This is a genomic window from Bradyrhizobium huanghuaihaiense, from assembly GCF_025200885.1.
In the GTDB taxonomy this organism is placed as follows: domain Bacteria; phylum Pseudomonadota; class Alphaproteobacteria; order Rhizobiales; family Xanthobacteraceae; genus Bradyrhizobium; species Bradyrhizobium huanghuaihaiense.
The window spans coordinates 4,767,996-4,781,694 of record NZ_CP104172.1 but is presented as its reverse complement, the minus strand read 5'-3'; the positions used below and the strand labels follow the sequence as shown (position 1 = coordinate 4,781,694).

Genomic DNA, 13,699 nt, shown 5'->3' with positions numbered 1-13,699 from the left:
CAACGAGAAAATCGGGAGATCTCGCTCATGCGTATCTTGCAGCCGGCCGAATGGAAAAAACCGCGCGGCTTTTCCCATGGCGTCGTGGTCGAGGGGCCGGGCCGGTGGGTGGTGCTCGCCGGCCAGACCGGCGGCGACGAGGTGGGCAATTACGCGCCTGACATGGCGGCGCAGGTCGGCGTAGCGCTGCAGCGGATCATCAAGCTGTTGGGCGAGGCCGGCGCGGGTCCCGAGCACATCGTCCGCCTGACCTGGTACCTGACCAGCCGCAGCGAATACGAGGCCGCAGGTGCCGGTATCGGTGCGGTCTGGAAGGAGACGCTCGGGCGTAATTTCCCGCCCTCAACGCTTCTCTATATCGGCGGCCTCGTGGACGAGCGGGCCAAGGTCGAAATAGAGGTCACGGCGTTCGTCCCGGGCACATAAAAAATCGACCCGGCGAGGCCGCCGGATCGATCGTCGTGTCGGCTGGTGGCTTACTTCGACAGCGAGATGTTGGCGCCGCGGAACTGGCTGTCCGCGCGCATCGAGACGCTCTGCTTGTTGCCCGATGTCTTCAGCGAGATGTTGGCGTTGAAGCCGGCGGTCGAGGCGACCAGATCGTAATTGCCGCCAGCGCCACGGCCCTGGAGCGATCCGGAGATGTTGCGGCTCGCCTCGGACCAGCTGCCGGCGATGGCGCCGCCCTCGGCCCTCACGTTGGCGCCGAGGTTGAACTTGTAGGCGTCGCTGGCACAGGTCAGCGACATCTCCATGGTCGGTCCGATCGGGGCGTATTTGGCCCGGCAGCGGATCCGCTCGGTCGAGCCGTCATCCAGCGTAACTGTGCCGCCGCCGCTCCAGCTGCCCGCCAGCGGGGCGAAGGGGCCGGACTGGGCCTTGCCTTCAGAGCTGGCAAACCCCGCCGCAAACAAAACGGCGGCCGCAATCAGCAGCCGCCGGTTCCGGGCACGAGCCTCGATTGGTCTATTGGCGCGATGCTTCCCACCGCCCGCTGCACGGTATGCCTGCAGATGCTCCATTCCACTTCCCCGATCCGGCGTTGCCGTTGAGTTGACCGTTGGCATATGCACCATTGATCGAAACTTTCACAAGTCCCCCACTGCCGATGGTGCCGGAAACGTTAGCGCCGGGCGCGGTGATCTTGCCGTCGGCAACCGTCAGCATCGAGCTCGCGGTCGGCTCGCACGAGCCGCTCTTGGTCACGATGGTGACCTGCCAGTTGCCGTCATAGGGGCTCTGGGCGAAGGCGGGAGCGGCGAGGGTGCCGGTGAAAACTGAAGCGGCACAGAACGCCGCGATGCGAGCAAAACGCATGAATTCCGTCCTTGAATTTGTCTGATATGCTGACGCTTATTCGGACGAAATGTGACGGAAATTTGTTGCGACGCCAAATCGAAAATTGTTCCTGTGGAAACAATGGTTTATTTGCGTTCTCGACTCCAATTTTCGAAGCAGAATCAAGGCCCCCTCACGTTAAGGGTAAACGTCAGCAGAGACTCAAGACAGACTCGGCGCGGACGTCGCGAACTGCTCGTCCTGGACCTTGGACGGCAGTGCCTTGTGAACCTTGATATAATCGATCACGTCGGCCAGCAATTTGAGCCCGAGCGGCGCGAGCGCACGCTCCCAGAGCTCGCGGGCGGTCTCGCCCTTCTTGACGAAGCACCAGTCCTGGGCGGCGATGGCGCCGGCATCCATGCGGTCGGCGAGATGATAGATGGAGCCGCCGGCGATCGGATCGCCCTCCTTGATGGTCCATTCCACAGCGGCCTTGCCACGGTGACGCGGCAGCAGCGACGGGTGGTAGCCGATCCCGCCGTACGTGGCGGCGGCGAGCGCGTCCTTGCCGATCCGGGCATGGCTATGTGCGGTGATGATCAAATCGGTGTCAGGAGCGATCTCGGAGGCCACCACCAGCTTCGGATTGGCCTGGACCACGACCTCGATGCCGGCGGCCTTGGCCGCTGTGGCCAGGCGATCCTCGGCGTCGGCCACGACGACCCGTGCGATCGAGACGCTGTGCTCCCGGAGCATGTTGAGAGTGGTCACACCGAAATGGCGGGAGCCGACGAGGGTAATTCGCATGGGGGTCCGATCCGTTTCGCAACTGCGTCATACCCCCGATAACACGTCCGGGCGCCGTGTCACCACCCGCGGGCCGTTTGCAGCGGTTATCAACAATGCACCGGGCGCGGGACGTGCTGATTTCCGCGATTGCGCGGCCGATCGTTCCGGTGCTTCCATAGGCGTATTGCAGCCTATCAGGAGCGAGTGCATGCGAAGCGCGTGGTTTTTTCTTCTCGCGACACTGCTTGCGGCCGCTCCAGCCCACGCCGGCGGGCCGTACCCGGCAGTGCCGCCCGAGATCGGGGTGGCGCCGTTTATCGGCCCGACCTGGGATGCCTATCGCTGTGCTGAAGGGCTGCCCTACAATTTCTACCACGGCGCCTATTACGGCGAGGAGCCGCCGGCGATCTATCGCGGCTATGCCTATCGGCCGTACTACCGTTACAGCGCCTATCGCAAACCGCTGCGGACATATTTCTGCGTGACGGATTAGCGTTGCCGGGCGGCCACGGTCGGACGGCAAATGGCGTCATGCGGTTCCTGTGTTTCATTCCGAACTGAAGCGATCCCCGTCTGCCGCTAGAACATATCCAACCGGGGCTGGCGACATTTCAATCCGGATCCATTTTCAAACCCGGCTGTAGCCGCTGGCGCAAATGCCAGCGGCTTTTTCATGCCGTGCGTCACGAAATCATCTGACGGTAATACGTTCTCAACCAGCTTGTCGTATCGACGAATCCGTCGCGGATTTGTATTGCGTACCGCGACACCGAAAATGTCCCGCCGGCGTGGGTGCGCCGTGCGGGCCTTTTCGCCGGGACCGATTTCATGCCGAGCGCGATTGAGCAGATCGTGGACGCCTATGTGCGTCTGAAGAACCGTCGCGGGCTCGACCAGCTGATGATGCACAGGCAGCGGCTCGCGGTCGATCTGAAGAGCAGGTCCGGCTATGATTTCAGCCTGCCGATCGGCCAGATCGACGAGGAGATCGCGATCATCGAGGCGGGTCTCAGTCGGCTGAAGGCGGCGAATTCCCCGGCAGCGTAGCGCGGCTCAGCGAGGTGAACTCTTGCCCGGACCGAGGTGCTGCGCATCGTCGCTGGTCGCTTCCGGTTCATGCACGGTTCAGCCCGGCCATGTCTCTATCGGCAGGTCATTCCGTGGGACACGAATCCTGCTAGGCCTGTCCCGGTAATTTGGAGGAGACGTTATGATCGAGCTTGCGTTGGCCGGCCTGATTGCGTTTGCAAGCGCGCCTGCGGCATCGCCGGCGCCCATTGTGGAGCAGGTTCAGTTCCGCGGTGGTCCAGGTGGGCAATGCCCGGAGGGGTATGATTTCAACCACTCGAACGGCCGTTGCTATCCGAACAACTATCATGCGCCCGGCTACTACACGGCTCCCCAGCCGACGTACCGACGCGAACTCTGCCCGCAAGGGTACGACTACAATTATTCGAACGGCAATTGCTATCCGAACCGTGCGCGGGCGCCCGGCATGTACGGGCAACCCGAGTATGGGCGCCGCGGCGGACTTTGCCCCGAAGGCTACGACTACAATTACTCGAACGGCAATTGCTTTCCGAACCGCGCACACGCCCCCGGCTTGTACGGGCGTTAGGACTTCCCACCGTCGATCACCGTGAACAACGGTCGGGCCTTGGTCGGCTCGACCAGCAGCTCCTCGACCATGGCACTCGCGGCCTCGACATATTTCCGCGTGGGCTTGTCCAGGGGCCGCTGCGCCTCGTCGTCGAGCGCGACCTTGGCGGCTTCAACCAGCTTGCGCATGCGCTCGGCATGATCGTCGCCTGCGGTCAGAGTCGCGCGCGCCAGCGAGCGCAGCACGAACAGCTCGCCCTCGAGGCGGAGCAGGCGGTCGTTGAGACGGGCAAGGATGGCGTTGAGGTCGGCCATGTCAGGTGTTCAGCGCAGAGGATCCGTCCCGATCTAGCGGCGATCGGTGAACGGAGTCCAAACGGCACCGGCGCAATTGGGCTGATCGTCCGCCTGTCGCGGTGCCGCCGTTGTGACCGGTCGTGACGGCGCGTATGCGTGGGCCAAGCATGGTTCCCGCACCACATGTCAGCCTGGGTGGACGTTTGGAGCCCATGCGATGCGGTTTATCCCGATTGTGATCCTCTTGATGTCGGCATGCGCGGCTGCCGCCGCCGCGCCGGCGCACCGCGCCCGCCCGCACCACCCCGTTGTCGCCCGTCCGGCCGAGGACGCGCCGGTGCCGCCCGGCTGGTACAAATTTCCCGGGTGGCCGCCGATCCCGCCGTCGGAGAACAGGAATCTCGATCCCTCCAATTTCGGCGGAGGCTGATCGACACTACGCCGCGGTCCGCGCCAGATAGTCGCGGGCGAAGGCGAGGTACCAGTCGAGGCAGGCGGGGTTGGCCATCGCCTCCTTGTTGATGACCTTCTCGACCGGCTGGCCGAGCAACAGCTTCTTGATCGGCAGCTCCTGCTTCTTGCCGGACAGCGTGCGCGGGATCTCGGCGACTGCGAAGATTTCATTCGGCAGGAAGCGGCGTGACAGGCCGGCCTCGATCGCCTTGTTGATCTTGGCCTGCATCGCGCCGTCGAGTGCGACACCTTCGCGCAGCACCACGAAGAGCGGCATGTAGCTGTCGCGGCCGAGATATTCGAGGTCGACGACGAGGGAATCGAGCACCTCCGGCAGCGCCTCGATCGCGGAATAGAGCTCGCTCGTGCCCATGCGCAGGCCGTGGCGGTTGATGGTGGCGTCGCTGCGTCCGTAGATGACGCAGGAGCCGTCGGGATTGATCTTGAGCCAGTCGCCGTGCCGCCACACCGGCCCGCGGCCGCTGCCGTCGAAATTGTCAGGATAGGTTTCGAAATAGCTGGCGCGATAGCGCGCGCCGCCCTTGTCGTTCCAGAAATAGAGCGGCATCGAGGGCATCGGTTCGGTGCAGACGAGCTCGCCAACCTCGTCGATCACAGCGCGGCCCTGTTCGCTGAAGGCTTCGACGGCCGCGCCCAGCAGGCGGCACTGCATCGCGCCCGGCGTTTGCGGCAGCTCGCGGTTGCCGCCAATGAAGGCGCCGGCGAAATCAGTGCCGCCGGAGATGTTCGCCCACCAGATGTCGGCCTGCGCCTTGCTGCCGTTGGTCTTCGAGAGCGCTGCGAAGCGCGCGTTGAACCAGGCTTGCGTGTCGGCGCTGAGCGGCGAGCCGGTCGAGCCGAGGCAGCGCAGCCGCGACAGATCGCCGGCAGCGGTCAGATCGATCTCGGCCTTGGCGCAGTTGGCAAAGAACGCCGCGCCGGCGCCGAAAAAGCTCGCTTTCGACTGCGCCACGAAGCGCCACAGCGTGGTCCAGTCCGGCTTGTCCCGGGTGCCGCCGGGGCTGCCGTCGAAGATGCAGGAGGTGGTGCCGCCGAGCAGGCCGCCGACCTGGCTGTTCCACATGATCCAGCCGGTCGAAGAGTACCAGTGGTAGCGCTCGCCGAACGAGTTTGGGTGATAGGAGCAGCCGACGTCGTTGTGCAGGCCGAGCAGCGCCAGCACCACGATGACGATGCCGCCATGGCCGTGCACGATCGGTTTCGGCAGGCCGGTGGTGCCGCTGGAATAGACGATCCAGAGCGGGTGATCGAACGGCAGCCACATCGGCTCGAAGGCGTCGATCGCGGCGCCCGTCCTTGCCAGGATATCGGCGAGCAGAGCGTCCGGCGCGGCGGGCGCGTGGGCCTCGCTGTGCAGGATGACGTGCTCGACGGTGGGGAGCAATCCTCGGAGCTCGGCCAGCACATCATGCCGGTCGTGGCGCCGGCCGGCATAAGTGACGGCGTCGCAGGCGATCAGCACTTTCGGCTCGATCTGCTTAAAGCGGTCGATCACGGCGGGCGCGGCCATGTCGGGCGCGCAGACACTCCAGACCGCGCCGATGCAGGCGCTGGCGAGAAAGCCGATGATGGTCTCGGGGATGTTGGGCAGATAGGCCGCAACACGGTCGCCTGGCTTGACGCCTTTCTCCTTCAGATCCAGCGCGAGCGCCGCGGCCTTGCGCCGCAGCTCCGGCCAGCTGGTTTCCTTGAGCTTGCCGTCCTCGCCGCTGCTGACGATCGCGGGCAGGCCGGCGGCATCGGCCGCCTCGACATGCCGGAACACCTGCCGGGCATAGTTGACCTGCGCACCCGGAAACCAGACCGCGCCCGGCATCTTGCGCTCGGTGATGACGGCCGCAAACGGCGTCGGCGATTGCAGATCGTAGTAATCCCAGATGCTGCGCCAGAAGCCGTCGAGGTCGCGCACCGACCACTGCCGCATGTCCTCGTAGCTCGCGAAGGACAGGCCGCGCTGTTCGGCGAGCCAGTTGCGGTAGAGGGCGATCTGCGAAATGAAAGGAGCGGTCATCGCGTGTCGGTTTCGATTGCGGGGAGGGAAGTGTAGCTCGCACCGCAGACGAGCAGAAGCCATCGTTCGTGCCGACCGCAATGGCTGCCTTCAGCCTACCACTCCACGCCCGCCCAGCGGCGTCCGAACACCGGCGGCTTCGTCTTCACCGCCTGCCAGCCGAAGAAGTGATGCTTGCCGGACCAGCTGTGCACCACACTGCTGCAGATGTTGCACCTGAAGTGGCCGACATGCTCCTCAGCATGCTCCTCCCTTGTCGCGGTGTAGTTCATGCTGCAACCGGTGCAGGTGAATTCTTCGATCGTCCAGATGCTGTTGGCCATTGCACGCGCTGTTTCTTGGGACCTCGATGCAGGGTAGAAGCGGGCGTTTGCATCGGCGTAAACCTGTCAGGGGAAATCCGGTTAATCGCCGTTAGCCAAGCCGCGCCGGCGTTACGGCAGGATCAGCCCTCGGTCCGGCCCGGCCGCATGTCCCGGTCGATGCACATCTGCACGCGCCGGATGGCGAGCAGCGGCAGCCTGCCTTGCACCCGGCCGGTGCGGACCTTGTCATCGATCGCGTATGCATAGTGCCAATAGCCGGGAGCCCCGTTTCGCTTGACCGAAAAGCGGATGCCGCGGTGAATTCCCGCATGCTGATCGGGCGCTCGGGGGCGGTGCGGCATTGTCTCGGAATGCTTTTTCGGCCGATGCGTTCCTAATCCGGCGGTCGGCGGGTCCGAAGCGAATGGCGGTCGTCTTGACGCCCGCCCCGGGGCTGGCAATAACGGCCCGTGCAAGTGCCGGAACCCGCGTCGATGCCGCAAGGAAGGTCGTGCCCGTGAAAAGCCTCCGTCAGCTCCTCACGGGAGAGGACATCATCCAGCTCGTGATCCGGCTCGGCCTGCTCGCCCTCCTGATCATCTGGACCTTCCTGATCATCCGTCCGTTCGTGCCGATCCTGGCCTGGAGCGGCGTGCTTGCGGTTGCGTTCTATCCGGCCTTCAGCTGGGTCGCCAAGATCCTCGGCGGACGCCCCAAGACCGCGGCGGCGATCCTCACCCTCATCACGCTCGGCATCGTCATTGGCCCCGCGACCTGGCTCGGCATCAGCGCGGTGGACGGCGTGCGCGAGCTGGCGCACCAGCTTGGTACCGGCGACCTCGCGCTGCAGTCGGCGCCGGAGCAGCTCAAATCGTGGCCGCTGGTCGGCCCCTGGCTCTATGAGCTCTGGGACCAGGCCTACACCAACATCCGCGCAGTGCTGCGCGAGGTGGCCCCGTATCTTCAGCCGCTGGCGGGGCCGCTGCTGTCGCTCGCGGGCGATGCCGGCGTCGGGACGCTCCAGTTTCTGGTCTCGGTGTTCGTGGCGGGCTTCCTGTTCCCGCATGGGCCGCGGCTGGTCGCGGCCGGCCGCAGCTTTTTGTTCCGCATCGTGCCCGAGCAGAGCGAGCATTTCCTGGGGCTCGCGGGTGCGACCATCCGCGCCGTGGCGCAGGGCGTGATCGGCGTCGCGATCGTACAGGCGCTGCTGGCCGGCATCGGCTTCAAGCTCGCTGCCGTGCCGAGCGCGGGCCTGCTCGCCTTCATCGTGCTGCTGCTCTCGATCGTGCAGATCGGCGCCTTCCTCGTGCTGCTGCCTGTCATCATCTGGATCTGGACCGCCAAGGACGTCACCACGGCGCTGGTGCTGACGGTCTTTCTGGTCCTGGTCGGCTTCATCGACACCATGCTGAAGCCGCTGGTGATGGGGCGCGGCCTGAGCACGCCGACCATCGTGATCTTCGTCGGCGTGATCGGCGGCACGCTCGCCCATGGCATCGTCGGCCTGTTCATCGGGCCGATCATCCTGTCGGTGGCCTGGGAGATGATGATGGCCTGGATCAGGACGGAGGACCGGGCGGACGCAGGGGCGGGCGCCGGCGAAGGCTGATATCGCAGCCTGTGATCAAGACGCGGCCCGAACTTGTCTATCCAACTAGACAAGTTACGATCGGGACGATTCTATTCTCGATTGCGACAGCAATGGCAAAGTCTTCCAAGCTGGTTGCCGCAAAGCGCGGCAAGGTATTGTTGGTCAGACGTCGGTCGGACGGCCTGTGGATGTTCCCGGGCGGCCGCAAGCGCGCGCGCGAGTCAGATAAGGATTGCCTGCGGCGGGAGATCAAGGAGGAGCTGCCCAAGCTGAAGCTCGGCAGGGTCAGCCTCTGGAAGGAAGTGAAGGCCAGGAACAAGCGCTCCGGCCGCAAGATGAGCGATGCGATTTTCATCGCCAAGGGTGCCAAGGGCAGGCTGGCGATCGGCGACAAGAAGGAGATCGACCGCGCCGCCTGGCAGAAGCCGCGCGGCATCCGCCTGACGCCGACATCGCGCTACATCCGTGACCGCCTGTTTCCGAGGAAGCGGCGGCGCACCTAGTCCTCTCGCTCCGCCGATTGCGTCCGGCCGGCGAACGACCTCGACCGCGCCAGGCGCGGCTCCGGCGCGGCGCGCCTCACAGCCTCGGCCTCGCGCTGCTCCTTGCGGACCTTGCGCGCATTGCGCATCGCGCGCTTGACGAAGGGGTGCATGGAATCCTCGGCGAAGAACAGCACCACCTCGCAACTCGGACATTGCCGGGAATAGCCGTCCTGCAACCGCATGGCGCGATCGCGGAACATGACCTTGCAGCGCGTGCACTGAATCTGGACGAAACTCATGCGCGACCGACAATGACTGATGGAAATGGACCATCAGCTGATCGCAAATGTCTGAAGAAAGCCTGAAACCCTTTTGCGAATTAACCGCCAGCTTGCCGCAAGCCGATGCAGCGGGCGCGAGCATGTCGGCGATGCTCGCGTCACGCGCGCGCGAAGCTATTGCTTGGCCGCCATGGTCTCCAGACAATGATTGAGAAAAGCGGTGCGATCTCTAGGCAGCACCTTCTCGAGATCCGCCTTGAGCGCGCATTCGCGCTGCCGGATCTGCTCGGCACGGCGCTTCTCGGCGGCTTCGCGGAATTCGGGGGCGACCTTGCTGGGATCGACCAGCGCCTGCGAGCGGGCGGGCGGGGTTGCAAGCAGCACGATGGCGGCGATGAAAATGAATGGTCTCAAATAAGCCTCCATAAAAAAAAGGCATCCTAGCGCGCGGCGTGCTGACGCTCAAACCGGAGTCCCGCGGTACCCCGTTCCGCCGCAGCTGCGCTGACAGGGCGTGTGAACCAGTTCACAAGCGCTCGACCAGTTCGCTGCTATGAAAGTGTCATTGCCTGACCAAATCATTTTCAACGAAACGCCCCGGCGTCCAAGCGCCGGGGTTTTTCGTGCTGGCGATGCGGTCCTCGATCGCATTAGCCTTTGTTCAAGTGAGACACGATCCCACGCTGCGTTGTAAGGTTCGGACGGGACCCGGTTCCCCTCTGTCGATGCACGGAACGTTGCCGCGAGGCGTGCGTTCGCCGGGCAAATCCCATATGCATGGCGGCGCGTCGCCGAATCGAAACGCGGGCGGCGCGCGTTCAGTTGCGGCGGTTTACGACCAGAAACGGATTCACGTGAGGCTTGCAAAGAAGGCGCGGGCGGCCAAGGCATCGCTAAAGAAGGCATCGCCAAAGACCAGCATATCGCCCAGGACCAGGACATCGCTCAAAGCCAAGACATCGCTGAAGACCAAGGCGTCGCTCAAGACCAAGGCGTCGCCAAGGAAGAGCGAGGGGGCGCAGCGCGCCACGATCTCGTCGTCGTCGCCCCTCGGTTCGATGGCGCTTCATCTGCTCGCGCAATGGAAGCAGTCCGGACCCAGCGGCATCGTGTTTCTCGCCGAGAACGAGAGCAGGGCGGAGCGGCTCGGCAGCGTCATTCACGCGCTCGATCCGTCCTGCGAGGTGCTGGTGTTTCCGCGGCTGAACACCTTGCCGTTCGATCAGCTCGAGCCTTCGCACGAGCTTGCGGGGCGCAGGGCCTCCGTGCTGCGGCGCCTCGCAAGATCCAGGAAGCCACTGTTTCTCGTCTCGACCGCGGAGGCGGTGATGGAGCGCCTGCCACCGCCGGCGAGCCTGTTGCGCCTCAGCGTCAGCCTGAAGGTGGGCGGCGCGTTTTCGGAGCGGGAGCTCGAGAGCCGCCTCGAGTCCCTCGGATACGATCTCGACGACGAGCCGGACTATCCGGGCGGCGCGCTGTTTCATGGACAGACCTTCGAGATATTTCCCGCAGGCGCGCTCGGTCCGTTCCGGATCGAGCATTCTGATCGCGCGATCGACCGGATCGTGGCGTTCGATCCGAAAGAGCACGACATCATCTTCGAGACGAAGGAGCTCGTGGTCGATCCGATGTCGGAGCGGCTTGGCTTTGCTGGCAAGGGCGGCAAGCGCGCGAGCCTGTTCGACTATTGCGGACGCGCCAAATGGATCGCCGATGCAGGGGTCCCTGCGCATGCCGATGGCTGGCTCGATACGATCGAGGACGCCGCGCCGCGCCCGGAGCGGGAGCGCGAATATCTCGGACGCCGCGACTGGAAGCAGCTCTCCAGGGGCATGAAAGTGCTGCCGCGGACCGCATCGTTCCAGGCCGTGCCCGAATTCTCGAAGCTGACATCCGCAAGGAAAGCGCTGCGCGCCTTCGTCGAGGAGACGCGGCGGTCCGGTTCGCGGCTGATCCTCGTCGCCGCGCAAGCGGACGATCTGCGCGTGATGGAGCGGATGAGCGGCGTCAAGGCGCAGCGCTGCGAGGATTGGGACGAGGCCGCGCGCGGGGGAAGCGGCGAGGCGGCGCTTCTGGCCGATCTCGACGCGGGCTTCGTCGTGCCGGGGCGAAAGCCTCTCGTCGTCGTGACGGCGTCCGACGTGCTCGGCAGCCGGGCGCATCATGCGCAGCCGATGGCGCGCGCCTGGAGCGCGGCCTTCGACCATGCCGACGTGCCGGAGCAGGGCACGGTGGTGGTTCATCTCCAGCGCGGCCTTGCCGTGCTCGACGGCCTGCAGACCGTCAACACCGGCGGTGGCGCAATGCGCGAAATGATCCGCCTGAAGCTCGCGGGCGACAACGCGGTTCTGGTGCCGCCGACCGATCTGGCGCTCATGTGGCCTTACGCCGCCGAGCTCGGCAAGCTCGCGCTCGACAAGGCGGACGGCAGCACATGGTGGGCACGGCGCAGCGAGGCGGAGCGCGAGATCCAGATCGCCGGCAAGGTGCTAGCCAAGCACATCAGCCAGCGCCGCCGGCGGCGCGCGGACAAGCTGGTGCCGCCGGGATCGGCCTACGAGAAGTTCGTCGCGCGGTTTCCCTATTTCACCACGACCGACCAGGCCAAGGCGATCCACGACGTGCTGGATGATCTTGCCTCCGGCCACCCCATGGACCGGGTGGTCTGCGGCGACGTCGGCTTCGGCAAGACCGAGGTGGCGCTGCGCGCGGCGGCCGCTGTGGTGCTGTCCGGCAAGCAGGTGGCGATCGCGGTGCCGACGACGGTGCTGGCCCGGCAGCATGTCGCAACCTTCCAGAAACGCTTTGCGCCGTTCGGCATCGAGGTCGGGAATTTGTCGCGGGCCACGTCCGGCGCGGAGCTGCGCGAGACCAGGGAGGGCCTGCGCAGTGGCCGGATCAAGGTCGTGGTCGGCACGCAAGCGCTCACCGCCAAGGACGTGAAGTTCGACGATCTCGGCCTCGTCATCATCGACGAGGAGCAGCATTTTGGCGCGGCCGAGAAGGCAAAGCTCGCCGGCCTCGCCAAAAATGTCCATGTGCTGATGATGAGCGCGACGCCGATCCCGCGGACGCTCGCCGCGGGCCTTGCCGGCTTCCGCGATCTCAGCGTGATCGCCTCGCCGCCGGTGCACCGGCTTCCGGTCGCGACCAGGATCGCGCCGCTGTCGGATGCCGCCATCGCCTCCGCGCTGCTGCGCGAGCAGCGCCGCCACGGGCAGAGCTTCCTGATCTGTCCGCGCATCCAGGATCTCGACCCTATGCTGGCCCGGGTGCAGGCGGTGGCGGGCGACCTTCGCATCGTGTGCCTGCACGGCAGGCTGGCGGCGGACGAGATCGACGACCGCATGATGAGCTTCGTCGAGGGCAGGGCCGACGTCCTGCTCGCGACCAACATCGTCGAGAGCGGCCTCGACATTCCCCGTGCCAACACCATCGTTGTGTGCTGGCCCGAAAAGTTCGGCCTCGCCCAGCTGCACCAGCTGCGCGGACGGGTCGGGCGCGGCGGCATCCGCGCCTTCGCCCATCTCTTGACCGAGACGGAGTCCGGGCAGTCCGAGAAGCGGCTCGCGGTGCTCGAGGAGTTCAGCCGGCCGGGCGCCGGCTTTGCCATCAGCGAGCGCGACCTGGATCTGCGAGGCGCGGGCGATCTGTTCTCGGAGCAGCAGTCCGGCCATGTTCAGGTGTTCGGGCCCGTGCTCTACAGCCACCTCCTGAAAATGGCCTCGGAGAAGCTCGACGAGGAGCGCGCCGCGGTGTGGGTGCCCGACCTCAACCTGCCGGTCGGGGACATGCTCCCCGAGACCTATGTGCAGTCCGAGCCCGTGCGGCTCGAGCTCTACGCGCGGGCCGCACGATGCAGCAACGAGGACGATCTCGAGGACCTCGAGGAGGAAACCTCCCGCCGCTTCGGACCTTTGCCGAAGATCGCCCGCGACTTCTTCGTCGCAGCGAAACTCAGGATCGAGTGCAAGCGCCGCGGCATCATCCGCCTCGACGTCGGCCCCGGCGCGGTGGCCGCGACGTTCCTGCCCGGACGGTTGCGGAAGTCGAGAGGAAAGTCCCTCCAGCGCGACGGCGACCGCGTCGTCTATCACAGCCCGATGCGCGATGCGCCGTTCGAGCGGGTGGAAGAGTTGTTCGAGGCGCTGGACGAGGGGTAGGGCGGCCCCCTAAAAATTTGAAAACAACCCCATGCACAGTAGCCAAGTGCTGTTGGCACAATGTGTTCTGCAGCCGGCGCAAGGGCCGGCGCGGGCCGATGATCAGGTTGAACTGCTCTCCATCGCGTCGCATCGTTCGACGCCATGCTTCCGGCTCGCAGCCGGTTTGACCCGTCGGGCAAAACAGTGGCATTCTGTCACCTTCGGAAAATCCGCCGCGGAGACGGCTGCTTCGTGCGGAGGGCGGTGTTCGGTGGGCCGCACGACATCCATTGTCAGCTTGGCCCCCGGCTATGAGTCATCCCGTCGCATGGACCCCGTATTCGGTCGGAGTGACCGGGCCCGCCCGCTAACGTGGAATTAATCCAAAAAGCTCACAATTTTAGGCAGTTGTGTATGGGTGCTGCGTAAGGGAGGCGTCGC

Annotated in this window: 17 protein-coding genes; 8 read left to right on the top strand and 9 right to left on the bottom strand. The window is 65.2% G+C overall.

Translation table 11 applies throughout. The features are described from left to right. The first annotated feature begins 27 nt into the window (after positions 1 to 27). Complete coding sequence (locus tag N2603_RS22820) at positions 28 to 426, top strand: RidA family protein (protein ID WP_260424119.1); 399 nt, start codon at positions 28 to 30, stop codon at positions 424 to 426. 50 nt (positions 427 to 476) lie between these two features. Here N2603_RS22820 and N2603_RS22815 read toward each other — a convergent pair whose 3' ends face one another. The 3 genes from N2603_RS22815 to N2603_RS22805 all read right to left on the bottom strand — a co-directional run bounded on the left by N2603_RS22815 (position 477) and on the right by N2603_RS22805 (position 2,088). Continuing rightward, positions 477 to 1,022: a hypothetical protein gene (locus N2603_RS22815; protein WP_260424118.1), complete on the bottom strand. Its 546-nt coding sequence runs from the start codon at positions 1,020 to 1,022 to the stop codon at positions 477 to 479. Continuing rightward, positions 967 to 1,317: a hypothetical protein gene (locus N2603_RS22810; protein ID WP_080648034.1), complete on the bottom strand. Its 351-nt coding sequence runs from the start codon at positions 1,315 to 1,317 to the stop codon at positions 967 to 969. Before N2603_RS22810 ends, N2603_RS22815 begins: the two co-directional genes overlap by 56 nt. Before the next feature lie 183 nt (positions 1,318 to 1,500). Further along, positions 1,501 to 2,088, bottom strand: a complete 588-nt coding sequence (locus N2603_RS22805) for a formyltransferase family protein (protein ID WP_260424117.1) — start codon at positions 2,086 to 2,088, stop codon at positions 1,501 to 1,503. A gap of 190 nt (positions 2,089 to 2,278) precedes the next feature. Between N2603_RS22805 and N2603_RS22800 the strand changes: the two genes are divergently transcribed. From N2603_RS22800 to N2603_RS22790, 3 genes are all read left to right on the top strand, one after another. Beyond that, the gene (locus tag N2603_RS22800) at positions 2,279 to 2,563 is read left to right on the top strand and encodes a hypothetical protein (protein WP_018642125.1); all 285 of its coding nucleotides are present in this window, start codon (positions 2,279 to 2,281) and stop codon (positions 2,561 to 2,563) included. Between the two features lie 335 nt (positions 2,564 to 2,898). Then, positions 2,899 to 3,117 carry a hypothetical protein gene (locus N2603_RS22795; RefSeq protein ID WP_026311856.1) on the top strand — a complete coding sequence of 73 codons (219 nt, stop codon included), beginning with the start codon at positions 2,899 to 2,901 and terminating at the stop codon, positions 3,115 to 3,117. Positions 3,118 to 3,280: 163 nt separating this feature from the next. After that, positions 3,281 to 3,688, top strand: a complete 408-nt coding sequence (locus N2603_RS22790; RefSeq protein ID WP_018642124.1) for a hypothetical protein — start codon at positions 3,281 to 3,283, stop codon at positions 3,686 to 3,688. On the opposite strand, the gene N2603_RS22785 is transcribed toward N2603_RS22790, so the two are convergent. Next, on the bottom strand, positions 3,685 to 3,984 hold the full coding sequence (locus tag N2603_RS22785; RefSeq protein ID WP_018642123.1) for a hypothetical protein: 300 nt from the start codon (positions 3,982 to 3,984) through the stop codon (positions 3,685 to 3,687). The two genes, N2603_RS22790 and N2603_RS22785, sit on opposite strands and share 4 nt — an antisense overlap. A gap of 199 nt (positions 3,985 to 4,183) precedes the next feature. Between N2603_RS22785 and N2603_RS22780 the strand changes: the two genes are divergently transcribed. After that, positions 4,184 to 4,396, top strand: a complete 213-nt coding sequence (locus tag N2603_RS22780) for a hypothetical protein (RefSeq protein ID WP_260424116.1) — start codon at positions 4,184 to 4,186, stop codon at positions 4,394 to 4,396. A 6-nt stretch (positions 4,397 to 4,402) separates the two neighbouring features. Here N2603_RS22780 and N2603_RS22775 read toward each other — a convergent pair whose 3' ends face one another. The 3 genes from N2603_RS22775 to N2603_RS22765 form a co-directional block, all read right to left on the bottom strand. Continuing rightward, the gene (locus N2603_RS22775; protein WP_260424115.1) at positions 4,403 to 6,451 is read right to left on the bottom strand and encodes an acetoacetate--CoA ligase; all 2,049 of its coding nucleotides are present in this window, start codon (positions 6,449 to 6,451) and stop codon (positions 4,403 to 4,405) included. 95 nt (positions 6,452 to 6,546) lie between these two features. Continuing rightward, a complete protein-coding gene (locus N2603_RS22770; protein ID WP_260424114.1) occupies positions 6,547 to 6,774 on the bottom strand; it encodes a hypothetical protein in 228 nt (75 codons plus the stop codon). 122 nt (positions 6,775 to 6,896) lie between these two features. Beyond that, positions 6,897 to 7,118 (bottom strand): hypothetical protein, encoded by a 222-nt coding sequence (locus N2603_RS22765; protein ID WP_260424113.1) that lies wholly within the window; start codon positions 7,116 to 7,118, stop codon positions 6,897 to 6,899. Positions 7,119 to 7,273: 155 nt separating this feature from the next. On the opposite strand from N2603_RS22765, the gene N2603_RS22760 reads away from it, so the two are divergent. Together N2603_RS22760 and N2603_RS22755 are read left to right on the top strand one after the other, a co-directional pair. Next, a complete protein-coding gene (locus N2603_RS22760; RefSeq protein ID WP_260424112.1) occupies positions 7,274 to 8,365 on the top strand; it encodes an AI-2E family transporter in 1,092 nt (363 codons plus the stop codon). Between the two features lie 92 nt (positions 8,366 to 8,457). Next, positions 8,458 to 8,850 (top strand): NUDIX hydrolase, encoded by a 393-nt coding sequence (locus N2603_RS22755; RefSeq protein ID WP_018642119.1) that lies wholly within the window; start codon positions 8,458 to 8,460, stop codon positions 8,848 to 8,850. On the opposite strand, the gene N2603_RS22750 is transcribed toward N2603_RS22755, so the two are convergent. Both N2603_RS22750 and N2603_RS22745 read right to left on the bottom strand, forming a co-directional pair. Next, the gene (locus N2603_RS22750) at positions 8,847 to 9,131 is read right to left on the bottom strand and encodes a hypothetical protein (RefSeq protein WP_018642118.1); all 285 of its coding nucleotides are present in this window, start codon (positions 9,129 to 9,131) and stop codon (positions 8,847 to 8,849) included. The genes N2603_RS22755 and N2603_RS22750 overlap by 4 nt on opposite strands. 156 nt (positions 9,132 to 9,287) lie before the next feature. Next, complete coding sequence (locus N2603_RS22745; protein ID WP_026311855.1) at positions 9,288 to 9,527, bottom strand: hypothetical protein; 240 nt, start codon at positions 9,525 to 9,527, stop codon at positions 9,288 to 9,290. 644 nt (positions 9,528 to 10,171) lie between these two features. Here N2603_RS22745 and N2603_RS22740 point away from each other — a divergent pair. Further along, the gene (locus N2603_RS22740; RefSeq protein WP_260424236.1) at positions 10,172 to 13,276 is read left to right on the top strand and encodes a DEAD/DEAH box helicase; all 3,105 of its coding nucleotides are present in this window, start codon (positions 10,172 to 10,174) and stop codon (positions 13,274 to 13,276) included. Positions 13,277 to 13,699 lie beyond the last annotated feature (423 nt).